This window comes from Campylobacter concisus, from assembly GCF_003048555.1.
In the GTDB taxonomy this organism is placed as follows: Bacteria; Campylobacterota; Campylobacteria; order Campylobacterales; family Campylobacteraceae; genus Campylobacter_A; species Campylobacter_A concisus_AO.
Map to the genome: position 1 here is coordinate 19,868 of NZ_PIRR01000001.1, position 23,176 is coordinate 43,043.

A 23,176-nucleotide genomic window follows, 5' to 3' on the forward strand; every position below is an offset into this window, starting at 1 on the left:
AAGCCAGCTTGGCTCACTAAATTTCTACTCAGGTTAAATTTAAAAAGCCGGCCAGCTTTGCCCTTAATTTTCTACTTTGGATTATTTATGCTTATCACCATATTTTTCTCATCAAGATAGAGTTTAGCAGCCTCTTTGATCTCGTCATTTGTGATGGCTTTTATCGCGCTTATATACTCATCAGCCGTATAAAGTGGCGTGTTAAAAATTTTATTTGAGATGATGAGCTTTTGCCAAAACTCAGGCTTTTCATAATCTTTTTTTATAGAAATTTCACTCTGAGCCTTAAAATCTTCCAAATGCTTTGGCAAAATCACGCCACTACTCTTGATGCTAGCTATTATCTGCTTTATCTCAGCGATGATCTTGTCCGTGTTTGCAGGATCGCAAGTAAAGCTAATTAGCATATCTGAATGCTCAAAAGGATAGCGTGAAAGCTTGGCATTTAGGCTAAAGCCGTATGTTTGACCTTTATCTTCTCTGATCTTTTCTCGAAGCGCCGTTTTTAAAATTTCACTTAACGCCCTTAACCTAATCGCTCCTTCAAAGCTATATTTCGCATCAGAATTTATGATATTTATGCCAACATCGCTTCTTTTTGTGCTTTGATACTCCCTTTTAAAGGTGTGCTGACCCTTGATACTTCGCACGCCATCGTCTTTAAACTCTTCAGCCTCGCCAAGCTTTGGCAAGGTGGCGATATACTTTTTAATAAGTGGCAAAAGCCTCTCTTCATCGGTATCGCCGATGATTACAAAAGTATATGAGGCTGCATTTGTAAATTTATCATGCACGATCTTTGTAAGCTCTTCTAGATTTAAAGAGTCGATATCAGCCATCTCAAGTGGCGTGACACGTTTATTGTTTTCATAAAAAAACTTGCTAAATTCGGTGCTAAATTTATATTCAGGCAAATTTTGCTCTTTGCTTAGCTCATCTTTTGCTCTTTGCTTTATCCTCTCAAGCACGTTTGCATCGGCTCTTGGAGCGTTAAATTCTAAATTTATAACAGCTAGCAGCGAGCTAAGATCGCTTGTGCTTGATGAGCCATAAATGCCCTGTGTGAGTGCTTCTATACCTTTTTCATAGCTTACGATCTTTCCATTTAGTGCCTTTGAGAGCTCATAGTTATTAAATTTACCAACGCCACTTTCATTTGTGAGCGCCACCGCGAAGCTACCAAGCTTTGGATCAGTCAAATTTGATGTGCCTCCTTTGCTGATGGCCGCAAACAAAATACTATCTTTTTTAGTAGCTAGTGGCTTAAAGATAACTTGCGAGCCATTTTGCATTTTGTAGGTATAAATTCCATTTTTTTCATCAAAGCTTCTTGAGTTTATCTCTTTTGGCTCTAAATTTTCATTACCTAGACTCTTGTCGTTATTGCTACCAGATAGGTTTGTGTTATAAGCAGGCGCCTTGGCAAAAAGCTTTAAAAACTCATCTTTGCTAAGCCTAAAACCATCTTTGCTAAAAATTCTTACACGTTCATCAGAAATGGCCAAAATTTGCCTAAATCTAGCATTCACATCAGCTAACGTAATCTCGTTTAATAGCTTTAAACCAAGCTCTTTGTCGTCTTCGTCGCTTAACACAAAGCCACCATTTTCTATCATATTTAAAATTTGTCCAGCGTAAGTACTTGATTTTTTAGTCTTTGAGCGTTTAAATTTTGCATCTACATTTGCTACAAACGCCTTTTTAACATCTTCGAAATCTTCTTTATTAAAGCCAAACTCTTTAACGCCTTTTATAACGCCAAGCATATCTTTAAGACTTGCGTTAAAATCGCCTCCAAGTACATTTGTTTCAAAACTATAAATTTTCTGCTTTGCTTGAAGTGTTTGAGCTATAAAATCAGTGCTTAAATTTGATGAATTATTTGCATTTTTTTGCTCATAAAGCATATTTATCAGGCTTGCGATAAGTGCATCTTCTAGATTCCTCTTTGCATCAGCTTCATTTACAACCGGGCTAAATTTATCAAAATAGCTAAGTCTAACTAGCTCCATTCCAGTTTCATTCGAGTCATAGTTAAAAATATTTAAACCACTTTTAAAGCTGATATTTTTTTCTGGATGAATGTAAAAATTTGTATTTTTTGCTTGGCTAAAGCTTTTTTCGATTAAGCTTTTTATATCATTTTTATCAAAGTCGCCAACAGCAACAAAGCTCATAAACCTTGGCTGATAAAGCCTCTCGTAAAATTCTTGCATATGCTTAGCATCTATGCTTTTGATGACGTTCATGTCGCCTATTGGCACTCTTTTTAGATAGATGCTGCCCTCAAAAATATCCTTTGTTTGAGCCAAATAAAGCCTATATCCTGGCGTATTTCTCTGACGCTCCTCTTCCATTATGACGCCACGCTCTTTATCAAGCTCCTTAGGATCGATTATAACGCCATCTATCCAATTCGAAAATACCTTAAATGTATCTTGTAAATTTTTCTCATTTACATTAATCGTTAAGACATAACTCGTCTGATCGTAGCTCGTCTGCGCGTTTAGATCAGCTCCAAATTTCACACCAAGGCTCTCAAGCTGTTTAATGAGCTCATTTTTACTAAAGTCACGGCTGCCATTAAACGCCATGTGCTCCAAAAAGTGAGCAAGACCTTGCTCGCCATCTTTTTCATCAGTTGAACCAGAATTTATAACAAGATAAAAAATAGCTGTTTTTTGTGGAAATTTATTCTCTTTGATATAGTATTTTAGCCCGTTTTTTAGCTCTCCATTTAACATATCTTTATCGTTTTGAAGCGCAAAAAGACCCATTACTAGGCAAAAAAGCAACAAAATTTTTCTCATTATTTTCCCTTTTAATTTTAATCGATAGACAAAGCAGAATTTAGCATAAGCCTGCAAATTTGCAGGCTAGAAGGTTATTTTAGATCGTATTTTTTAAGTAAAGATTCGTAGCTTCCGTCTTTTTTCATATCATCTAAAATTTGATTTATTTTCTCTATTAACGCACTCTCTTTTCCTTTATCAAAAGCTATTGAAAAGCCCTCGCTACCATCAACTTCTTTGAAAAATGCTTCAAGTTCTGGATTTTTCTTGATAAAGCCATATCCGATAGAGCTATCAAGGATGACTGCGTCAAATTTGCCAACTTTTAATCCCATGATAAGTGGCACAGTATCTTCTGAAGGCACTACTTTTACGCCATTTATAGCATTTGCTGCTAGCTCTTGGACGGTGCCTTGTTGCACGCCAACTCTTTTGCCAGCTAGCTCATCTTTAGCTTTTAATGCGTCATTGCCTTTTTTCTTTAGGTAGAGGTTTTCAGTTAGATAGTATGGCTTTGTAAAATCAATCGATTTTAATCTATCTGAAGTCGCACTCATCGCACTTATAATGCCATTTATTTTGCCAGCTTTAAGCGCTGGGATAAGGCCGTCAAAACTCATATTTATGATCTTATATGAAAAGCCTGCACGCTTTGAAATTTCATCAATTAACTCGATATCAAAGCCTGTTATTTTGTTATTTTCATCGATATATTCAAATGGAGGATAGTTCGCCGCTGTGCCAAATTTTAGCTCATTTGCACAAAGAGCAACAAAAGCTGTGAGTAAAAGAGCAAAGATCTTTTTCATAATAGTGTCCTTTAAGGTGATTTAGTGGCTTAATTATCAGTATTTCTCTATTAAAAATTGTTTAAATTTACGATAAAAGAAAAATGCTATAAATAATCGTATAGCAAAGTAGCATATAAATTTTTATAGATAAGTTCTATCCCTTAATTATCTTAAGGGATAGAATAGTAGGAGCTCTAAGAGTAAGTCAAAGATTAAAATTTACTTTTTCTAACTTCGTTTACTATTGCCTTAGCCATGTCGTCAACATCAGATGTTACTTCATTTGCTTTATTGACAATTACTACATTTTCTTTTGTAAGTGTGTCTATTTGAGCAACTGATTGATTTATCATATTGATTCCTTCACTTTGCTCTTTTATAGACTCACTCATTTCATTGATTGATTGAGCTAGTACGTTTGTATTTGCTTCGATCTCCGTTAGAGATTTTTGAGTTCTCTCTGCTAGTTTTCTAACCTCATCTGCAACGACCGCAAAGCCTCTACCATGCTCTCCTGCACGTGCTGCCTCGATCGCAGCATTAAGAGCTAGTAAATTTGTTTGATCAGCTATATCTCTAATAATAGTTATGATGTTTTTGATCTCATCACTTTGTCTAATAACATCAGATGTTTTTTGAGATATTGCATTCATTGAGCTTGACATTTGCTCTACTGCGGCAGCAGACTCTTGAAGCGAGCTTGCTTGTACATTTGCACCTTGAGTTAGTTCTTTCATTGACTGACTTAAAGACTCAGCCTTTTCTTCTAGCACATGAGCTTGATCTAAATTTGCCCTTAACATCTTGGCTATCTCTTCACCAAGGGCATTTATACCAACCGCCATTTTGCCATCATCTTCAAGCCTTTTAGTAAAGTCTTGTTTTTTAAAGCTTTCTAATAGATTTAACACATCATCGCCATTTTCCGCAATAGCATGTTTTAGTGCGATTTGTAAGTCTTTGAAAGTTTGTTTTAGCTGGCTAAGTGCAGGATTTGAAGTATCTGCGTTAAGCTGAGCTACGTAGTTACCTTTTCCGATTTGATTTACAAAAGTATTTGCTTCTTTGATGAAATTATTTTGCTCAGATAAATTTGCCTCGATTTGTTTGATATTCTCATTTATCAGTGCACTCATCTGTCCGATCTCGTCGCTACCACTACGATCTAAAAATTCAGCCTTATTAGATTTATAATTTAAGAAGTCAAAAAATCTAACTAAGCCATTTTTAGTCTGATCTATGCCAGATATCAAATTTTTACCTATCAATGTAGATACTAGCAACATAAGCAAAATACAAATCGCAATCACAATAGAACTTATAATAAGTTCGGTATTTGCATCGCCCTTAATGCGTCTTGCATCTTTTTGCATACTATCAAGTAGTTTAAGCTCAAGCTCTCTCATCGCATCTATTGAAATGCTTATCTTTGAAAACCAACTCGCTGCATCATAAGATGCATCTTCGGTAGCAACTACATTTTTAATAATATTCATCGCATCTATAAAATCAGCCTTTTTTCTAGCGATAGCATCAAATTCGTCACTAAATTCTTTTGGATTGTAATCGTCAAAATCCTGCATAAATTTATTTATAACGCTATTTAGTGCAACTACTTTATTGTAGTCCTCTTTGCTTATGCTCTTTTTAGTAAAAACCCCATTTAAAGTAGCACGCAAAATACCAAAAGACTCTTTTATCTCACCAACAATAATGATACGCTTTAGATCATCTACCAAGCTAGGCTCGAGCTTATCGCTATATCCATTTATAGCAATAACCTCTTTTCTTAAAATTTTTGTTATACGGCTAATTAGATCATTGCCACTTTTTTGATCCACATTTGAGCGGATGCTATTTATCTCTGAAACTATTTCATTTTTCTCTTCAAGCTTATCAAGTGCAGCATCTACTTTTTTACGCTGCTCTAATAAATTTTTATTATCCCCTCCTGCTAACACACCTGAGCTAAATCCGCGTTCTTTTTGCATCTCATGGATAAAATTGTTTTGATTTATTATTGTATCCACGATTTTCTCGCTAAACTCTGCTTTTGAGCGAGTCTTTAAGATACCATTTAGCATATATGCACTCATGATACCAAGGCCAATAAGACTGACGATAACTATCGCCATAATCTTAGATTTAATACCTAGATTATTCATTTTCTCTCCTTTTAGTTTTTCTTAAATATCTGCTTCAAAAAATAAAGCCATACGACTTTAATACTTAAAATTTATCAACCAAAAAATGCTTTTGGTTATTTTTATAAAAAATATTGATTAGCCTATTTATGTAAAATTTTAATTTATATTTAGCGTTATTAAATAGTAGGAATTTTTTAACAAAATTGTGATACATGCAAATAGAAAATAGCACATTTAAAATAAATGCCGTTCTCATCCTGAGAAGCTTCATTTTTTCTCCTTGAAAATAATTAAGTCATTTTATTAATTTTACTTTTAAAAGATGTTAAATTTTAAAAATTAGAAAAAAGTGAGTTTTTGCAGAGAATTCCTGCTTCTCTGCAAATTTTGTATTTAAATTTATTTCTTTAATCCATATTTATCTAGCATTTTGTCAAATTCACCAGACTTTTGTAGCTCATCGATCGCTGCGCCTATCTTCTTGATAAGCTCAGTGTGTTTGCCTTTATCAAACGCCATTGCAAATCCTTCCGTGCCATCAGGAACTCTTAAAAATTCTTCTAAATCTGGATTTTGTTTTAAATATTCAACCCCTATCGGACTATCAGTTAATACAACGTCGATTTTACCAGCGTTTAGTGACATGATGGCAGCTGCTACATTTTCAGCAGGTATCGACTTAGTGGTTATGCTTTTGGCTGCTTCTTCTTGAAGTGTGCCAACTTGAGCTGAAATTTTCTTATCCTTAAGGTTGTCTTTATTTACATCTGAGCCTTTTTTACGGATAAATAAATTCTCTGAAAAATAATATGGCTTGGTGAAATCAACCGATTTTCTTCTCTCATCAGTTGCACTCATTCCGCTTATGGCAATATCAATTTTACCGGTTTTTAATGCTGATATCAGTCCATCAAAGCTCATATTTGCAACATCAAATTTTATTCCAGTTTTTTTGGTGATCTCATTTAATAAATCTATCTCAAAGCCAACAATTTTATTGTTTTCATCAAGATATTCAAAAGGTGGATAATCAGCGCTCGAGCCAACTTTATAAACTACATTTTTACTAGCTTCTTCGGCATTATTTACTGTATTTTTTTTATTAGCATCATCGCCACAACCTAGTAAAAATAAAACCAAGCTTGCCATCAAAAATTTTAAAATTTTACTCATTTTCTACTCCTTTAATGATTTAAAATTTTGCCTAAAAACTCTTGCAGACGCTCGTGCTGCGGATTTGTAAAGACATTTTTCGGTGTATCATCAACTGCGATTTTACCTTTATCCATAAAGAAAATTCTATTTGCCACGTTTCTTGCAAAACCCATTTCGTGTGTAACCACAAGCATCGTTATACCCCTTGCGGCAACATCTTTCATAATATCAAGTACCTCTCCGATCATCTCAGGATCAAGTGCACTTGTCGGTTCATCAAAAAGTATCACTTCTGGCTCCATCGCTAGACTTCTAGCGATCGCAATACGTTGCTTTTGTCCGCCTGAAAGCTTGTGCGGATAGGCAAATTTCTTATCACTTAGCCCAACACTTTTTAGCAACTCATCAGCTATTTTTTCTGCACTTGCTTTATCTAAAATTCCCGCTTTTATCGGGGCTAGAGTTAAATTTTGCAAGACGTTTTTATTTGCAAAAAGATTAAAGTGCTGAAAAACCATGCTCACTTTTTGGCGAATTTTATTTATATCTGATTTTTTGTCTAAAATATCTTCACCATTTATCTTTATGTGCCCGCTATCTGGCTCTTCAAGGCGGTTTATGCAGCGTAAAAATGTACTTTTGCCACCACCACTTGGACCAATTATAGCTATAACTTCACCTTTTTTTATATCTACACTAATATCATTTAAAACTCGCAAATCGCCATAACTTTTGTTTAAATTTTTAATCTCAATCATGGCGGTTTAATCTCCTCTCGAGTAGTTTTGTCAAAAGTGTAAAAAATTTAACACTCACATAATAGACAATACCTGTAAAAATGACTGGCTCTGGACTATAAAAGACCGCTTGCAAGCTCTTACTTTGCATCGTGATATCAACGACGCTTATATAGCCCACGACTGATGTCTCTTTAAAAAGTGAGATAAACTCATTTGCAAGAGCTGGCAAGATATTTTTCGTAGCTTGTGGAAAGACTATCTCGCGCATCGAAACATAGTAGTTTAGGCCCATCGCACGAGCCGCTTCCATTTGTCCTTTATCGACGCTATTTATACCACTTCGTACGATCTCGGCCACATAAGCAGAGCTATTTAGTCCAAGTGCGATGAGAGCTACATAAAAATTATCACTCCATGTTGCAAAAATGACAACTGAAAATATTAAAAGTTGAAGTATTACAGGTGTTCCACGTAAGATATCGATATATTCATCAATTATAAAATTTAAGACTTTGATATTTAAAAATTTAATAAACGCCAAGGTAAATCCAAGTGTTATGCCTATGACAATACCGCCTATAGTAAGCCCTAAAGTCACTCCGTAACTTTTGATATAAGCAATCTCTTGAGCCTCACTAAGATCTCTTGGATAGAAAAAATATGCTCCAAGTGAGACGATTATTATAAAAAATAGAAATTTAGCTAAATTTTGAGCCTTCAACTTTGTCCTTCTCTTTAAAATATGGCTTTAAATAATACGAAAAAATTTATATCATTTTGCTTAAAAGTGTTTAAGGATCGGCACTAAATGTTGTAATTTAAAAAAATTTATATTAACATAAGCCATTTATCTTAATTTGAAAGGAAATTTATGAGCTTTGGGTCTTATTTAGCCATCGCCATCTATTTTGGCTTTTTGCTCTTTATCGGACGATATTTCTACGATAAAAATGCAAGTATGAACGAGTATCTGCTAGATAATCGTCGAATGGGTCCAGTGGTTACTGCACTTAGTGCTGGTGCTTCTGATATGAGTGGTTGGATGCTACTTGGCGTGCCCGGAGCATTATACGCAACTGGCATAGCAAATGTGTGGATGATAATCGGCCTTATCATTGGAGCTTACTGCAACTATCTATTTTTAGCAAAGAGGCTTAGAATTTATACTGAAGTTGCGAGTGATAGCATCACGATACCAGACTTTTTAGAAAATCGCTTTAAAGATAGGACTAAAATTTTAAGAATCATCTCTGGTCTTATCATTTTAATCTTTTTCACACTTTATGTAAGTAGCGGCATCATCGCTGGCGGAAAGACATTTGAGAGCTTTTTTGGTTTAAAATTTGCCTACGGAGCGGTCTTCACACTTGTTATTGTAGTTTTTTACACATTTTTTGGTGGATTTAAAGCAGTTAGTATAACTGACGCATTTCAGGGGCTTTTGATGTTTTGTGTCCTAGTCTCGATCCCAGTCGTGGCATATCTAAATTTAGACTTGCCAAGTGATACAAATTTGATAAAAGAGATAAGCAAGCTTGATGCAAATCACCTAAATCCATTTAGAGATCAAACTTTTTGGGGAATTTTAGGACTTATGGCTTGGGGATTTGGCTATTTTGGTCAACCACACATCATTGTTAGATTTATGGCGATACGCGATTCAAAAGAGCTTGCTAAAGCAAGAAGAATAGGCATTGGTTGGATGAGTATTGGACTGCTTGGTGCGATTATGAGCGGACTTATCGGCTTTGTCTACTTTAGTCAAAGAGGCGGACTTAGCGATCCTGAGACGGTGTTTTTAAAGCTTGGTGAGCTACTTTTCCCACCATTTTTTATAGGCATTATCATCTCAGCTGTGCTTTCAGCGATCATGAGTACTATCTCAAGTCAGCTTTTAGTTACATCTAGCTCGGTAACAAAGGACTTTATCTTTGCATTCTATAAAAAAGAGATTAGTCAAAATACACAAACAGCGATCAGTCGCTATGCTGTTGTAGTAGTAGCCATAGTTGCTACCATACTTGCTTTTATCTCGACAGATAATGTTCTAAATGTCGTTGGCAACGCTTGGGCAGGATTTGGTGCGAGCTTTGGACCAGTGCTGCTTTTTAGCCTCTACTGGAAGCGTATGAGTGCACTTGGAGCATTAGCCGGTATGATAGCTGGAGGTGCGACCGTAATATTTTGGATCACTTCAGGGCTAAACACTTACGTTTATGAAATTTTACCTGGCATCATAGCTTCTTGTATAGCAATCATTAGCGTAAGTATCTGGGGCGATGCGATAAATAAAATGACGAGCGAACCTCACGAGCAAGTCATAAAAGATGAATTTGAAAAGATGAAAACAAGGCTTTAGGCCTAAACTTACAAGAAATTCCTAGTATCTTGTGCTAGGAATTTTTACTAATTCTCTCTTAAAATTTTAATCCCTTTTTTAGTTTTCTTATCAAAAATCTAGCTGGATGAAGCTCGTGAAATAGCGATCTTTCTATGCAAAGTGGACGACATAGCACGAGATCAGCTACCAAATTTGCTCCAAGTATCGCTGTGCCAAGACCTCGTGAGCCGTGAGCAAAATTTACAAAGACATTTTTTTCGTAGCTTGCTTTTGGATTGTTATCTTTATTTTTACTCCAAAATAGCCCTTTGTAGTTTTGCTTGTAAAATTCTTCGTCATGCAAGGCGCCAATTATCGGAAATCTGTCTCCACTATAACTTCGGTAGCCTACTTTTGCACCGATAATTGTTACTTTTTTGATGTCAAAAAACTCGCTTACATCGCTTAAATTTTTAGCATTATCTTCATCTTTAGGCGTATTGCAAATTTCATTTCTGGCGTAAGTTGCGCCGATAACTTGCACACCTTTTACGGTTGGACATATGTAGCCTTTTGCGCTTAGTGGCATAGTATTTTTAAGCACTGGTTTTAGGTGCGTGACTTGGCCTCGGACACTGCTTATTTGCATGTCGTAGCCATTAAAAATTTCACTGCTCTTACTGCCAGTGCAAAAGACCAAGATGTCAGCCTCCAAGCTTTTGCCGTTTTTAAATTTAACGCTTATCTTGCCGTTTTGTAGATGTGCCCTACTCTCATACTCGTGATTAAATAAAATTTCAAAACTACCTGATAAAAATTTACAAATTTCTCTTGGTCTAGCGTATGCTGCCTCTTTTATAAACATCCCAGGATATGGCTTTAAGTTCTCATCAAATTTAAAAATATCCTCTACCCCTTGAGTTTGCCACGAGCCATATCTTTTGATGAGCTCATCATCAAATGCGTAGTCGATGCAGCCACTAAATTTGATAAGGCTTTTTGGCAAAGTTGCCTTGTAAAATCTCACTGCTTGCAAAAATGCGTTTAAGTGCATGCCGCCTAAATTTACGCCAGGCTTTGTAACTAGTGGCATCAAAGCACCACAGTGATTGCCTGAGCCATTTGTTGCGACCTCACCCTTTGCCTCGGCGATCACCACTTTAAAGCCATTTTTGGTTAGCTCGCCAGCTGTTGCAAGTCCAGCCACGCCAGCTCCTATGATAAGCGCTGTTTTGTTTTTTGGCTTAGCCAGTGGCTCGCACCTCGCAAACCAAGCATCTTTTAAATTTTCATCCTTTTTCTCTAGCACGGCGCTACTCATCTGGCGTTTTCTAGAGTAACCCTCTTTTAGGCTTAGCAAAAAGCCAGCGCCCTTTAGCCCGTCTTTTACTATTTTTGCACACGAGTAGGTTCTAGCAATCGTGCCAACCTTGCTTAGTCTTGCGATCTCTCTAAAAATTTCTTCGCTCCAGATTGAGCCATTTTTACTTGGAGCAAAGCCGTCTAGAAACCAAATATCAGCGCTAAAATCAAGCTCAGGTAAAATTTCTTTAGCCTCGCCGTAGCAAAGATCAAGTGTAATATTTGGTGCAAAATTTATACGGTGTATGCCCTCAATAAGAGGCGGATAGAGCGAAACTAGCTTTTTAGCATAAGCTTTAAAAATGCCTAAATTTTCATAAATTTTTAAAAGATCTTCTTTTTTTATGGGACTTTTTTCAATACTAACAAAGTGAAGTTTTTTAGAGCTATTTTTAAATTTCTTACAAAGTGTAAAGAAATTTAGTCCAGCACCAAAGCCAGTCTCAGCGACGATGAAACTGTCTTTACTCTGCCAAATTTCATCAAGCGCGCTTGCAAAGACAAATTCACTCTCAAGCCAAGGTTTGTCGGTATTAAAATAGATGTCGCCAAACTCCTCGTTAAATGGAATTTGCTCTTTAAAGCTTAAATTTGCATTTTTCATCTATTTTTTGCAAAATATCCATCGATGCCATTCGCGATACCGTTTGCAAGAGCGTTTTGATAGGCATCATTAAAGAGCTTTTCACCCTCGACTGGATGCGTGATATAGCCGATCTCAACAAGAACTGCTGGCATAAGAGCGCCCACAAGCACCCAAAACGGCGCCTCTCTCACACTGCCATCACTTGCAGCATAGACCTTTCTAGCACTTGCTAAAATTTCTTTTTGGATGTCAATGCCAAGCTTATTTGATGCGATAATCTTCTCGCGGTTTAGCACGTTTAGAAACGTCTGCTGCGAAAAGTAGTTCATCTCTTCTATATCTGATTTGTTCTCAAGCGCAGCCGCGTTTTTACTACGTTCACTTCTTGCAGGCGATAAGAAAAATGTCTCAATGCCGTGCATGCTCTTTGCCTTTGTGGCATTTGGAGCGGCATTTGCGTGAATGGAAACAAAAAGATCAGCCATCTTATCATTTGCAAATTTTGTTCTTGTTCTTAAATTTATAAAGACATCGGTTGATCTGGTAAAAAAGACCTTGTAGCCACGTGCTTTTAGTATGTCGCCAAGTTTTTTGGCTACACCTAAAACCGCGGTTTTTTCCTGCAGTTTGCCATTTACTGCACCTGGATCAGTACCACCATGGCCTGGATCGATGACGATCGTTTTGTTGCGTGAAAATTTACCAGTCGCAACTGGTGGCAAAGGTGCTGCCACTGGCTCACTTTGTGCAGGCTGAGGCTTTAAATTTGGCTCAGGCTCTTTGTGTGGCACTTCTTCATTTTTGTTTTTAGTTTTGTGAAGTGGCGTTTTTACATTTTCGTTTGAGATAAAATTTTGAGCGCTGATCACAAGCAGATCACTTGTTGCATTTGCTTTTATAGTCTTTTGGACCTTATCAGAAAAAATAACTCTAACAGTGTTTTTATTGTACTGCGAGATGTGAATATAATCAGATATAAAATTTTTATAAGTTAGCGGATTACCGTTTAATCTACCATCGATATCCATAATGTTTTTATATGTATTTTGTTGCTTTAAAAAGGATGTTTTTAGTTTTGCAGTATCGATTTTTGTATTAAACTTAAGCACCAAAGTATCATTTACCTTGGTTGCACTAAGCAGCGTCAAAGTAGTATCACTAGGCGTACTGGCGCTCTTTACGCCATTTAGTGTATTTAGATCTTTTATATACCCACTTGAGTCAAAACCAAGCGATTTTGAGCTGGTTATGAGTCTTGTGAGTGCTTGTTTTTTTATATTTTTGTCATTTTTAATGATCGCGTCGACATAGATATCTTTTATATCGTTGTGAAATTTAATCTTTGCACTTCTGCTTGAGCTGGCAAAATTTTTATCAAATTTTACAAATATCTCAGAATTTGTCGCAGCAAAAAGAAAATTACAAACAATAAAAAAGAGGATTATCGCTCGTTTCATTCACCATGTACCAGCTTGTGCATTAGCTCTTTTACGCTTATTAGTTCTTTTAGTTTATATCCGTTTGCTCCCGTGAAAAATAACCCGGTCTCTTTTTTGCCACTAAATGAGTCAAACAGCCTATCAGCGATGCAATATCCAACCTCTTTAGCACCTTTGCCCCTTTGACAAGGGCTCACACAGTTGCTTATACACTGGATCTTTGGTCCCATCCTTTTTTCTACCAAATTTATCAAATTTGTTCTAATCCCACGAGCTGGATAGCCAACTGGACTTTTTATAAGCTCAATGTCTTTTTCCTCGGCTGCTAGTATCACTTCTTTAAAGCCAATATCTGCGTCACACTCATGAGTGCCGATAAAGCGTGTGCCCATCTGAACGCCGTCTGCGCCTAGTGATATTGCCTTTTCTATGTCGTTTTTATCCCAAATTCCACCAGCTGCGATGAGCGGAAAGTCGCCCCACTCTTTTATCTCAGCTTTTACTTGTGGGATTAGATTAAATAGTGAAAACTCAGGGTCAAGACACTGCTCGTATGTAAAGCCCTGGTGTCCGCCGCTTAGTGGTCCTTCAAGCACAACAGCATCTGGCAAGCGATCATATCTTTGTAGCCAGCGCTTGCAGATGATCTTTAGTGCTTTTGCACTTGAGATAATAGGAACTAGCGCAACCTCTTTAAAATTTTGTGTAAATTCTGGCAAATTCGTAGGTAGTCCAGCACCTGATACGATGATATTTATACCGGCTTCACAAGCATCTTTTACCACTCTTGCGTAGTCATTTGCAGCATACATTATATTTACGCCAAGTGGCAAATCTCCACAAATTTTTCGTGCATTCTCAATAATTGCTCTAAGACCTCTTGTTGAGTAGAAATTTTCACTTCCAAATGGCTTTGCATTTAGCTCTTTGTTTATAAATTTACGATTTTCATAATATCCTGTGCCAACTGAGCTGATTATTCCAAGACCGCCTTCAAGGCTGACATTGCCAGCTAGTTTGTCCCAGCTGATACCAAGTCCCATACCGCCTTGAAATATCGGATACTTTATCTCATATTTTCCTATTTTTAATGGCTTTAACTCCATCTATTCAACCTTTACTTTTGCAAATTTACGCTTACCAACTTGCAAGATATATTCACCTGCCTCTAATTTTAACTGCTCATCACTGATCTTTTCTTGATTAATGCTAACCGCATTTGCCTTTATATCGCGTCTTGCTTGAGAATTTGACTCACTTAGCTCACACTGCGATAAAGCTTCCACTATCCACACTGGTGCTTTTAGGCTAAATTCTTTGATATCAGTTGGGAGCTGATTTTGAGAGTGTACGCTGTTAAACTCAGCCTTTGCAGCCTTTGCAGCCTCCTCGCCGTGATACCTTGCTGTTATCTCGTAAGCAAGGTCCTCTTTTGCTTTTTTTGGATGATACTTGCCGTTTTTTACATCGTTCATTAAATTTTCTATCTCGCCAAGACTTTTTGTACTTAAAAGTTCGTACCAACGCCACATTAGCTCATCGCTTATACTAAGCGTTTTTGCAAACATATCATTTGCGTTTTCAGTTACGCCGATGTAGTTTCCAAGACTTTTGCTCATCTTATTTACACCATCAAGCCCCTCAAGAAGTGGCATCATGATGACAGCTTGCTCTTTGCCGACGTTATAAGTTCTCTGCAAGGTTCTACCCATTAGAAGGTTGAATTTCTGATCCGTACCGCCCATCTCGATATCGCACTTCATCGCAACGCTATCATAACCTTGAAGAAGTGGATACATAAATTCACAAATTGAAATTGGACTACCAGATTTTATCCTTTTTTCAAAATCATCGCGCTCTAACATTCTAGCGACTGAAAATGTGCTAGTTAGCTCTATCATTCCAGCAGCTCCAAGCTCATTTGACCATTTTGAGTTAAACATTATCACGGTCTTTTTTGGATCTAAAATTTTAAAAACTTGCTCTTCATAGGTTTTAGCGTTTTTTAAAACCGTCTCTTGATCTAGCTTCTTTCTGGTGGCTGATTTGCCGGTTGGATCGCCTATTTGAGCGGTAAAATCGCCTATTAAAAACTGCACGATCGCGCCATGTTTTTGAAGAAGTGCCATCTTGTTTAAAACGACTGTGTGTCCCAAGTGAAGGTCTGGAGCAGTTGGATCAAAGCCAGCCTTTACATAGAAATTTTCACCTTTTTCATAATAGTTTTTTATTAAATTCTCAACTCTTTCAAAGTCAATAATCTCGGCAACACCGCGTTTTATCTCTTGTAAAATTTTAGCTATATCTTGCATTATCTTTCTCCTAGTTATGGTATGGATCGCTTTGCGAAACGAAATCTATAATCTTATATCTATCTTTGATCTTCTCTCTTAGCTCGTTTGCATCGATATTTTCGGCTATCTCAACACTTATTTCAAATGTGTCACCGCTAAGGTCATTTGCTTCATTTAGCGAGATTGTAGCCAAATTTACATCTAGTCTAGCAAGATACGTTAAAAATTCAGCCAACGCGCCTTTTCGGTTCTCAAGATTTAATAAAATTTTATATCTATGTGGGGCATTTCTAGTCCATTTGACAAAGATGATCTCATTGCCCTTATCCATAAGCTTTCCAGCACGCTCACAAAGTTTGTGATGCACTGTCACATTGTGCCCATTTTTAAAGCCAACTATACTATCGCCTCTTTTTGGGTTACAACAATAGTCAAACTCGACATTTGAAATTTTATGATTTGAGTAGATTACGATATTTTCAAATTTTTGCTTTTTAACCTGATATTTATCGCCCAAAGAGATCATAAAAGGACGCTCTTTTTTTATATACTTTTTAAGCATATTTACGACCTCTTGCAAAAAATCGCTTTCAGTTGCGGCACGAAAAACTTTTTTGCCTAAATTTTCATGCTCTATCCAGTCTAAAATTCTATCTTTTGAAACGCCAAAAACTGACTTTAAAATATCAACTGCGATTTTATAATTTATATCTTTTATCTTTTGTTTGCAGTATGTTCTTATCGTAGCCCTTGCTTTACCAGTTCGAACACTATTTATCCACGAACAGCGAAATTTTGCCTCTTCACCAGTTACGATCCTTACAATATCGCCGTTTTTTAGCTCTGTTAAAAGTGGCATTCTGACGCGATTTATATAAGCTTCTTTTGCATAAAGTCCGATCTCTGTGTGAATCTCATAAGCATAATCAAGTGCAGTAGCCCCGCGTGGAAGTGTAAAAACCTCACCTTTTGGCGAATAGACCGCAATATCTTCTATATAAAGACTATCTTTTGCATATTCATAAAGCTCTTCGACATTACTTTCAGCTTCATTATTTTGCATACCAATGTCGTTTAGCCAGTCAAGTTTTGGATTTAGTAAACTGCCCTCGCCGTTTTTGTATTTCCAATGAGCTGCGACACCGTATTCGGCGGTTTTGTGCATATCGTAAGTACGAACTTGTGCCTCAAAAATACTCTTATTATCAAAAATAGTTGTATGTATCGTTTGATAGCCATTTTGTTTTGGAAGAGCGATATAATCCTTAAATCTCGAAATAAGAGGATTAAAATTTATATGCAAATTTCCAAGCGCAAGATAGCAATCAAGCGGTTTTTGCACAAGAATTCTAATAGCTAGCAAATCAAGCACCTCTTCAATCGAAATACCTTTTCTTTGCATTTTTAAATAAATCGAATAGTAATGCTTTATACGTTTTTGAATCTCGAAAGTGCCCTCAATAAAGCCATTTTCAAGCAAAATTTGATTTACTTTCTCGTAAAAGGCATTTAGCTTAAGGCTAAGCTGCTGTTTATTTTTATTTAAAAAGCTATCGATCTTGGCGTATTCTTCTGGCATCGCATATTTAAAACTTAGATCTTCAAGTATATTTTTAATCGATGAAATTCCAAGCCTATGAGCGATCGGAGCGTAGACCATAAGCGTCTCTTCAGCAATTCGTTTTTGTTTTTCTACCTTTAACGCATCAAGGGTTAGCATATTATGAAGTCTGTCACAAAGCTTAACCACAAGAACTCTAACATCTTCAATGGAGATTAAAAGCATTTTCCGAAATGTCAGTGCTGAGCTAGCTAGTTTTTCGTTACTACTTGAGCTTGCAAGCTTGTTTTCTCTTATAGCAACTATCTTTGTAAGTCCTTCAACCAGCTTCGCCACTTCATCACCAAATTCAGCCTGAACTTCGCTAAGTGTAACTTCAGTATCTTCAACTACATCGTGAAGTAGTGCAGCTATAACCATACTCTCATCTCCACCCATATTTGCTACTATTGATGCTACTAATATTGGATGGATTGCGTATGGCTCGCCACTTTTGCGATATTGACCAGCATGAGATGTGACACAGCTATCTATAGCTTTATCTAATTTCTCGCTTCGTTCGCAAAGAGAAAAGAGCAGTGCTATAGCTTCTGAAACATTTTTACAAGGTAAAATTTGTTCTATTAGCTGCTCTAAAAAAAGACTATTTTCCTTCAACTATTGCCTCTAAGCCTATTTTGCCCTCAGCTACTTCAAGTAGCGCAATGTCAGCAAATTTCATCTTTGAAGTATCGGCTTCTACAAGCACTACTGCTCCATTTGCTAGTGCTTCTGCACGCTTTGCTACGATAAGTGAAAGTTTATATCTATCATCACCAACTTGCTTTAACGCTCTTGCTGTTATTTGTTCTGTTCTCATATTTATCCTTTTTAAAATTTATTTTACTACTGAATATAGGGCTGCTTCTTCTTCATTTATTATTTTTAATAAATTTCCAGCCTTAAACATATTACAAACCAAAATAGGCAGTGAGTTATCTTTTGCTAAAGCTATAGCAGTATCGTCCATAACCTTGATATCATCGCTCATTGCCTTTTCGTAGTTTAGTGATTTTAAAAGTTTTGCATCTTTGAATTTTTTAGGGTCTTTATCATAAACGCCATCAACCTTTGTAGCTTTTATAATCATATCTGAGCCAATTTCAATAGCTCTTAATGTGGCTGCTGTATCAGTTGTAAAGAATGGATTGCCAGTACCTGCAGCAAATATAACGACTCTGCCTTTTTCCAAATGGCGCTGCGCACGTCCAACGATGAAAGTCTCACAGATCGCTTCCATTTTGATTGCACTTTGCACTCTTACCTCTAGCCCACTTCGCTCTAAAGCTTCACGCATCGCGATTGAGTTTATTACAGTTGCTAGCATGCCCATGTGATCGCCACTCGTTCGTTTAATGATACCATCTTTTGCGGCACTCACACCGCGTATAATGTTGCCACCACCGATAACGATGCCAACCTCGATACCATTTTCGACAAGCTCTTTTATCTCATTTGCTATAAATTTAAGCACCGCCGTATCTATGCCAAAACCATTTTCTCCCGCTAAAGCTTCGCCTGAAAATTTAACCAATACGCGTTTTCTTTTACTCATTGTCTTGCTCCTTAAAATTCACGCATTCTAGCCAAAAAGGCTTTAAATTTAGTTAATAGTACTTGCAAAGCGGCTATTTTGAGATCATCTCAAGTGGATCGATGTGGTAGTTTCTTTGTGTCACTTCAAAGGTTAGATCGTTTCTAACTCGACCTATAACGTAGCCTTTTTGCACGACTGAGCCTACTTTGACCGTCGGTGCGATCTGACTTAGGTGAGCGTAGATCGTGTGGATGCCATTTTCGTTTTCAATGATGACAACATTTTCAAGCATCGGAGTTGCTTTTGCAAAGACCACTTTGCCATTTAGTACGCTTTTGACCTTGGCATCTGGTGTGGTTGAGCGAAGCGTGACTGACTCATTAAAAATTTTGATGTTATATATTGGATCTACGTAGTTTCCAAATTTTTGCTTTACAGTGTAGCTATCAAGAGGAGCGATTGTCTTTGTACCTGAATATTTTTTGACTGAGCTTGTTTGATAGCCTCCACCCATTGGCTGGCTCTTCTCACCTTTTTTACCACCTTTGCTTGCAGCTGCTTTTTCTTGTTTTTCTCTAGCAGCACGTGCGGCTTCATCTTCTTGTTTTTGCATGATAGCGAGCTGCTCTAGCGTCTTTCTTAGCTCATCTTGCTGGGCTTGAAGCTTGGCTAGCTTTTTGCTGTAAATTTCTTTATCTCGTTTTAGTCCGTTTATGGTATTTTTTTGCGTACTTTCTAAATTTTGCAAGTCACTTTGCTTGCGTCTATAGTTTTTGATGCTTGAGTTTATCTCGTTTATTTTATTTGATTTATTTTTTATCTTCTCGATCGTATCTTCATAGTTCTGGCTAAGTCTTTTAAAATCCTCTTTTGTAATAGCATTTAGCTTGGTTAAAATTTGAGACGAGATGATGCTCTCCTCGCTTTGCTTGCCCTCAGTTGCAGACATCAAAAGATCAAACGACAAATCTTCTGCGATGATCCTTATCATATTTTGCTCAAGCTCTTTTTGTGTGCGCTCTAGCTCTTTGTTTTGTTTTGTTAGATCATCAAGCTCAATAAGTGCCTTTGAAGCATTTGTCTCAAGTATAGAAATTTGACCCTTTAAATTTGTGATATCGCCACTTATACCGCGAAGTTTTTTCTCGCCATTTACAATATCACCAGCCAAATCATCTAACTTTTTACTAAGCTGCTCGCTCATCGCTTGACTCGATCTTAGCGAGTTTTTGGAGTCTTTGATCTTCTCTTTGGTGTTTGACGCAAAGGCTAAGCTAAAAGCTAGCAAAAATGTAAAAATTCCTTTTCTCATATCGTGCTTTTTCTAGCCTTACTCATCACCAAACTAACAGCAAAAATGCTTAAAAACATAGCCACGCCAAATAAAATAAAAATATCCCTTGAAGGATCAAGGCTAGGCAAAACTACATCGATGCTTGCGGCATTTTCTCTAAAAATTTCAATGCTGGGCAAGAAAAAGAAAAATGCACCGACTACAACGGTAGCAACTAGGCTATCAACCATGGCTGATTTGTAAAGCATGGCTGATTTTAGCCAAAAAGGTGCTCCAAAAAGCGTCATGATCTCGATGCGCTCCCTATGCTCAAATAGCCAAATTTTAGCCTGCTTTAGCATAAGCATAAGCCCAACCACACAAAGTATCGCCATAAAAGCATACGATATACTTTTGGCTAAATTTAGCATTTTAAAGACCTTATCGTGAGTCTTTGAAAATGTCTCGACCTTTGTGACGCCATCAAATTTTAAAAGTTTTTGCTTTAGCTCATCCATGTACTGCGGTGTCGGAAATTCACTAAGTTTTAGTGAGTAAAACTTAGGTAGTGCATTTTGCAGTATGGACAAATTTTTAGCCGAGATATCATTTGAGAGGCGGTCGATGATCTTTTGCGGACTTAGTGGCTCGAGGCTAGATAGATTACTCACAATCGGCTTTAACACGGGCTCGCTTAGCTCTTTGCTTGAAACTATGACGATGTTGTAGTCATTTCCCATAAGTCTTTCATAATCTCTCACAACCTTATCAGCAGTTAGGCTAAACTGCACGGAGAACAAAAGCGCGATCAGCGGCAAGATGAATCCAAGGTGGTTTTTAAGCGATCTCATGCACGCCTCCATTTTCTATGACAAAGTGACGGTATGGGATACGAAGTGTCGATGGGATATGGTGCGTGACAACTACTACGCTCGTGCCTAAAAATTCCCTAGCTGATTTTAGAAGCGACCAGATGACATCGCTCGAGTATTCGTCTAAATTTCCAGTTGGCTCGTCGCATAAGAGCAAATTTGGATTGTGCGCTAGAGCCCTTGCCATCGCCACTCTTTGCTGCTCGCCACCGCTTAGCTCACGAGGGTATTTATCAGCTTTATGAAGCATATTTACATGTTTTAAAAGTTTAGCCACTTGCTTTTTGCTCACATTTTGATTGATGCCTTTGATGATGAGGGGCAGCATGACGTTTCTTTCCACATTCCATTCATTTATCAAGCGATAATTTTGAAATATAATGCCAACTCGCTGCCTAAGCTCACAAAGTCTTTTGTCATCGATATCATCCATTTGTGTCATGCAGACATTTAGCTCTCCAGCAAGAGGTGAAATTTCTCCATAAAATGATTTTAAAAGCGTGCTTTTTCCACTTCCACTCTTGCCTGTGATAAAGACAAAATCATTTGCGTAAATATCTAAATTGACGCTATTAATTACGATTTCATCGCGTTCATAAGCTAGGCTCAAATTTCTTGCACTAATTATCTCTTGCATCAGCCAAATACTCCTTCAAAAGCTCGTGTGCCGCTAAATTTTCACGAATTAAGATCGGTTTTTTTATAAAATATTCGCTTTTCTCATCGCTTATTTTGATAAAACACTGCTCAGGTTTATTAAATGCTCCAAAAGCAACTTTTAGCAAAATTTCACCCTCATTTATGGTGTAAATTTCTTCAAAATGTAAAAAATAATCCTCTTTTTTGATGATGAAATTTTTGAAATTTTTAATGATATTTTTTACGCTTGTCTTTTCTTTAAAGCTAAAATCCCCAGCTAAAATACTCTCGCCACTTTCAACCTCACAAGTATAGATAACATCGTAGATGTCCTTATCTTGGCGTCTCCAGCGGTCTTCGTACTTACTAGTTACTTCTAAATTTCTATTTTTGAAAGCTTCTATTTTTGAGTTTGTAGGCTCTAAAAATTTACTCAAGCTAAAGTCGCAATACTCCTTGCTATCAGTCCTTAGCTCAAATTTACCGCCTACTTTTAGTATCCTCTCGCACGCAAGTGCAAACGCCGATGAGACCACGCGTCTATGCTCTGCTTTATCCCACGGCACTGGAAAGTGTAAAAAGACTCTATCAACTAAATTTGAGCCAATAAGTGAGAGTAAAAGTCTGGCGTCAGTATTGATTAGACGTACGTTTTCTAGGCCATTTGCCCTAGCTAGCTTTGCTACTTGCTCGATGCTTGGTTTATAGACTTCTATTCCGATAACTAGGGCATTTGGATTGTTTTTAGCTTGATAAAGCAAGTGTCTGCCGGAGCCAAAGCCGATCTCGATAAAAATTTGATCGAATTTATCTTTTAGTTCACTAAAGGCTGGCGCAAATTCTTCAAGGCTTAAAATTTCACTCACTTTTTTAGTCAAATTTGTCTTTTTTACGGCAAATGCTTGACTGATTACATCATTGCAATTTTGCTCTTTAAAAAGCTCAAGTGCCTCTTGCAAAAGACCAACTTTAGCTGGCTTTGTAAGCTTTTCTCCCTTTACAACGACGCCATTTTTACCAGACTTTACAACTAGAAAAAAGCTCTCTTCTTCATTTTTTGTGTAGATGAGCCTCTCGTTTCGCCCATTTGCCTGCCAAAGAAATTTGACTTTGTCATTACCAAATGGAAACGAGAGCTCTTTTAAAGACGAAGCGATGAAATTTGGCATTATTTTATGCTAACTTCTGCTTTTGGTGACTTATCAGAGGCGATGCCATACTCATCGATAGCTACGACGCTGTAAGAATAGCTAGCTCCTTTTTGCACGCTATCATCTCTAAGTCCAGTACCATCTATGCCACTAAAAATTTTCTCACTTGCACCACTTCTATAAACAGTGTACGAACTAGCTCTATCAACTGCACTCCAATTTACATTTACTCCGCTACTATCGTAGCTAGCGCTAATATTTGGAGTCTTTGGCGCACCAAGTGTTATCCCTACAATTGGCTCTTCTTGTTTTAAGCTCTCAAGGCCGTCTTTATCGACTGCTGTGACTCTGTAATACCTCGTCGCTGCATTTGTATTTATGAGATCCTCATAGGTGTTGCTAGTCATTTTTGCCAGATATGTGTAAGGCAAAATTTTACTCACTGTCCTATAAACCTTAAAATAAGCAAAATCCTCAG

19 protein-coding genes are annotated in these 23,176 nt (G+C 37.1%); 1 reads left to right on the forward strand and 18 read right to left on the reverse strand.

Annotated elements, in window-relative coordinates; translation table 11 throughout:
• Positions 1-71: 71 nt before the first annotated feature.
• The 6 genes from CVS92_RS00095 to CVS92_RS00125 all read right to left on the reverse strand — a co-directional run bounded on the left by CVS92_RS00095 (position 72) and on the right by CVS92_RS00125 (position 8,346).
• Positions 72-2,810: a M16 family metallopeptidase gene (locus tag CVS92_RS00095; RefSeq protein ID WP_107788079.1), complete on the reverse strand. Its 2,739-nt coding sequence runs from the start codon at positions 2,808-2,810 to the stop codon at positions 72-74.
• A 74-nt stretch (positions 2,811-2,884) separates the two neighbouring features.
• Positions 2,885-3,601: a transporter substrate-binding domain-containing protein gene (locus CVS92_RS00100; RefSeq protein ID WP_107788080.1), complete on the reverse strand. Its 717-nt coding sequence runs from the start codon at positions 3,599-3,601 to the stop codon at positions 2,885-2,887.
• A 194-nt stretch (positions 3,602-3,795) separates the two neighbouring features.
• Positions 3,796-5,748, reverse strand: coding sequence for a methyl-accepting chemotaxis protein (locus CVS92_RS00105; protein WP_107710017.1), 1,953 nt, complete (start codon positions 5,746-5,748; stop codon positions 3,796-3,798).
• Between the two features lie 381 nt (positions 5,749-6,129).
• Complete coding sequence (locus CVS92_RS00115) at positions 6,130-6,903, reverse strand: basic amino acid ABC transporter substrate-binding protein (protein WP_107788082.1); 774 nt, start codon at positions 6,901-6,903, stop codon at positions 6,130-6,132.
• A gap of 11 nt (positions 6,904-6,914) precedes the next feature.
• Positions 6,915-7,643 (reverse strand): amino acid ABC transporter ATP-binding protein, encoded by a 729-nt coding sequence (locus tag CVS92_RS00120; protein WP_107788083.1) that lies wholly within the window; start codon positions 7,641-7,643, stop codon positions 6,915-6,917.
• Complete coding sequence (locus CVS92_RS00125) at positions 7,636-8,346, reverse strand: amino acid ABC transporter permease (protein WP_085658195.1); 711 nt, start codon at positions 8,344-8,346, stop codon at positions 7,636-7,638. The genes CVS92_RS00120 and CVS92_RS00125 overlap by 8 nt, the downstream gene beginning before the upstream one ends.
• 150 nt (positions 8,347-8,496) lie before the next feature.
• On the opposite strand from CVS92_RS00125, the gene putP reads away from it, so the two are divergent.
• The gene (gene putP / locus CVS92_RS00130; protein ID WP_072595136.1) at positions 8,497-9,984 is read left to right on the forward strand and encodes a sodium/proline symporter PutP; all 1,488 of its coding nucleotides are present in this window, start codon (positions 8,497-8,499) and stop codon (positions 9,982-9,984) included.
• A 58-nt stretch (positions 9,985-10,042) separates the two neighbouring features.
• Here putP and mnmC read toward each other — a convergent pair whose 3' ends face one another.
• From mnmC to CVS92_RS00190, 12 genes are all read right to left on the reverse strand, one after another.
• Entirely contained in the window at positions 10,043-11,911 is a 1,869-nt protein-coding gene (gene mnmC / locus CVS92_RS00135) for a bifunctional tRNA (5-methylaminomethyl-2-thiouridine)(34)-methyltransferase MnmD/FAD-dependent 5-carboxymethylaminomethyl-2-thiouridine(34) oxidoreductase MnmC (RefSeq protein ID WP_107788084.1), read from the reverse strand.
• Entirely contained in the window at positions 11,908-13,350 is a 1,443-nt protein-coding gene (locus CVS92_RS00140) for an N-acetylmuramoyl-L-alanine amidase family protein (protein WP_107788085.1), read from the reverse strand. The genes mnmC and CVS92_RS00140 overlap by 4 nt, the downstream gene beginning before the upstream one ends.
• Positions 13,347-14,438, reverse strand: coding sequence for a nitronate monooxygenase (locus CVS92_RS00145; protein WP_021091713.1), 1,092 nt, complete (start codon positions 14,436-14,438; stop codon positions 13,347-13,349). The genes CVS92_RS00140 and CVS92_RS00145 overlap by 4 nt, the downstream gene beginning before the upstream one ends.
• Positions 14,439-15,644, reverse strand: coding sequence for a tyrosine--tRNA ligase (gene tyrS, locus CVS92_RS00150; RefSeq protein ID WP_107788086.1), 1,206 nt, complete (start codon positions 15,642-15,644; stop codon positions 14,439-14,441). It abuts the gene before it with no gap.
• A 10-nt stretch (positions 15,645-15,654) separates the two neighbouring features.
• On the reverse strand, positions 15,655-17,844 hold the full coding sequence (locus CVS92_RS00155) for a RelA/SpoT family protein (RefSeq protein ID WP_107788087.1): 2,190 nt from the start codon (positions 17,842-17,844) through the stop codon (positions 15,655-15,657).
• Positions 17,831-18,046 (reverse strand): DNA-directed RNA polymerase subunit omega, encoded by a 216-nt coding sequence (locus CVS92_RS00160; protein WP_021091717.1) that lies wholly within the window; start codon positions 18,044-18,046, stop codon positions 17,831-17,833. The genes CVS92_RS00155 and CVS92_RS00160 overlap by 14 nt, the downstream gene beginning before the upstream one ends.
• A gap of 18 nt (positions 18,047-18,064) precedes the next feature.
• Positions 18,065-18,781 carry a UMP kinase gene (gene pyrH / locus CVS92_RS00165; RefSeq protein ID WP_054196984.1) on the reverse strand — a complete coding sequence of 239 codons (717 nt, stop codon included), beginning with the start codon at positions 18,779-18,781 and terminating at the stop codon, positions 18,065-18,067.
• 73 nt (positions 18,782-18,854) lie between these two features.
• Positions 18,855-20,075: a murein hydrolase activator EnvC family protein gene (locus tag CVS92_RS00170; protein WP_107788088.1), complete on the reverse strand. Its 1,221-nt coding sequence runs from the start codon at positions 20,073-20,075 to the stop codon at positions 18,855-18,857.
• Positions 20,072-20,887: an FtsX-like permease family protein gene (locus CVS92_RS00175; RefSeq protein ID WP_107788089.1), complete on the reverse strand. Its 816-nt coding sequence runs from the start codon at positions 20,885-20,887 to the stop codon at positions 20,072-20,074. Before CVS92_RS00175 ends, CVS92_RS00170 begins: the two co-directional genes overlap by 4 nt.
• Entirely contained in the window at positions 20,874-21,545 is a 672-nt protein-coding gene (locus CVS92_RS00180) for a cell division ATP-binding protein FtsE (protein WP_021091805.1), read from the reverse strand. Before CVS92_RS00180 ends, CVS92_RS00175 begins: the two co-directional genes overlap by 14 nt.
• Positions 21,529-22,716, reverse strand: a complete 1,188-nt coding sequence (gene trmB / locus CVS92_RS00185) for a tRNA (guanosine(46)-N7)-methyltransferase TrmB (RefSeq protein ID WP_107788090.1) — start codon at positions 22,714-22,716, stop codon at positions 21,529-21,531. The genes CVS92_RS00180 and trmB overlap by 17 nt, the downstream gene beginning before the upstream one ends.
• On the reverse strand, positions 22,716-23,141 hold the full coding sequence (locus CVS92_RS00190) for a hypothetical protein (RefSeq protein ID WP_234398669.1): 426 nt from the start codon (positions 23,139-23,141) through the stop codon (positions 22,716-22,718). Before CVS92_RS00190 ends, trmB begins: the two co-directional genes overlap by 1 nt.
• Positions 23,142-23,176 lie beyond the last annotated feature (35 nt).

Excerpts from the sequence above, each read along its gene's own strand:
- putP (WP_072595136.1), top strand. The coding sequence starts at position 8,497 with ATGAGCTTTGGGTCTTATTTAGCCATCGCCATCTATTTTGGCTTTTTG.
- CVS92_RS00140 (WP_107788085.1), bottom strand. The coding sequence starts at position 13,350 with ATGAAACGAGCGATAATCCTCTTTTTTATTGTTTGTAATTTTCTTTTT.
- mnmC (WP_107788084.1), bottom strand. The coding sequence starts at position 11,911 with ATGAAAAATGCAAATTTAAGCTTTAAAGAGCAAATTCCATTTAACGAG.
- CVS92_RS00120 (WP_107788083.1), bottom strand. The coding sequence starts at position 7,643 with ATGATTGAGATTAAAAATTTAAACAAAAGTTATGGCGATTTGCGAGTT.
- CVS92_RS00170 (WP_107788088.1), bottom strand. The coding sequence starts at position 20,075 with ATGAGAAAAGGAATTTTTACATTTTTGCTAGCTTTTAGCTTAGCCTTT.
- CVS92_RS00180 (WP_021091805.1), bottom strand. The coding sequence starts at position 21,545 with ATGCAAGAGATAATTAGTGCAAGAAATTTGAGCCTAGCTTATGAACGC.
- tyrS (WP_107788086.1), bottom strand. The coding sequence starts at position 15,644 with ATGCAAGATATAGCTAAAATTTTACAAGAGATAAAACGCGGTGTTGCC.
- pyrH (WP_054196984.1), bottom strand. The coding sequence starts at position 18,781 with ATGAGTAAAAGAAAACGCGTATTGGTTAAATTTTCAGGCGAAGCTTTA.
- CVS92_RS00105 (WP_107710017.1), bottom strand. The coding sequence starts at position 5,748 with ATGAATAATCTAGGTATTAAATCTAAGATTATGGCGATAGTTATCGTC.
- CVS92_RS00175 (WP_107788089.1), bottom strand. The coding sequence starts at position 20,887 with ATGAGATCGCTTAAAAACCACCTTGGATTCATCTTGCCGCTGATCGCG.
- CVS92_RS00145 (WP_021091713.1), bottom strand. The coding sequence starts at position 14,438 with ATGGAGTTAAAGCCATTAAAAATAGGAAAATATGAGATAAAGTATCCG.
- CVS92_RS00095 (WP_107788079.1), bottom strand. The coding sequence starts at position 2,810 with ATGAGAAAAATTTTGTTGCTTTTTTGCCTAGTAATGGGTCTTTTTGCG.
- CVS92_RS00160 (WP_021091717.1), bottom strand. The coding sequence starts at position 18,046 with ATGAGAACAGAACAAATAACAGCAAGAGCGTTAAAGCAAGTTGGTGAT.
- trmB (WP_107788090.1), bottom strand. The coding sequence starts at position 22,716 with ATGCCAAATTTCATCGCTTCGTCTTTAAAAGAGCTCTCGTTTCCATTT.
- CVS92_RS00115 (WP_107788082.1), bottom strand. The coding sequence starts at position 6,903 with ATGAGTAAAATTTTAAAATTTTTGATGGCAAGCTTGGTTTTATTTTTA.
- CVS92_RS00100 (WP_107788080.1), bottom strand. The coding sequence starts at position 3,601 with ATGAAAAAGATCTTTGCTCTTTTACTCACAGCTTTTGTTGCTCTTTGT.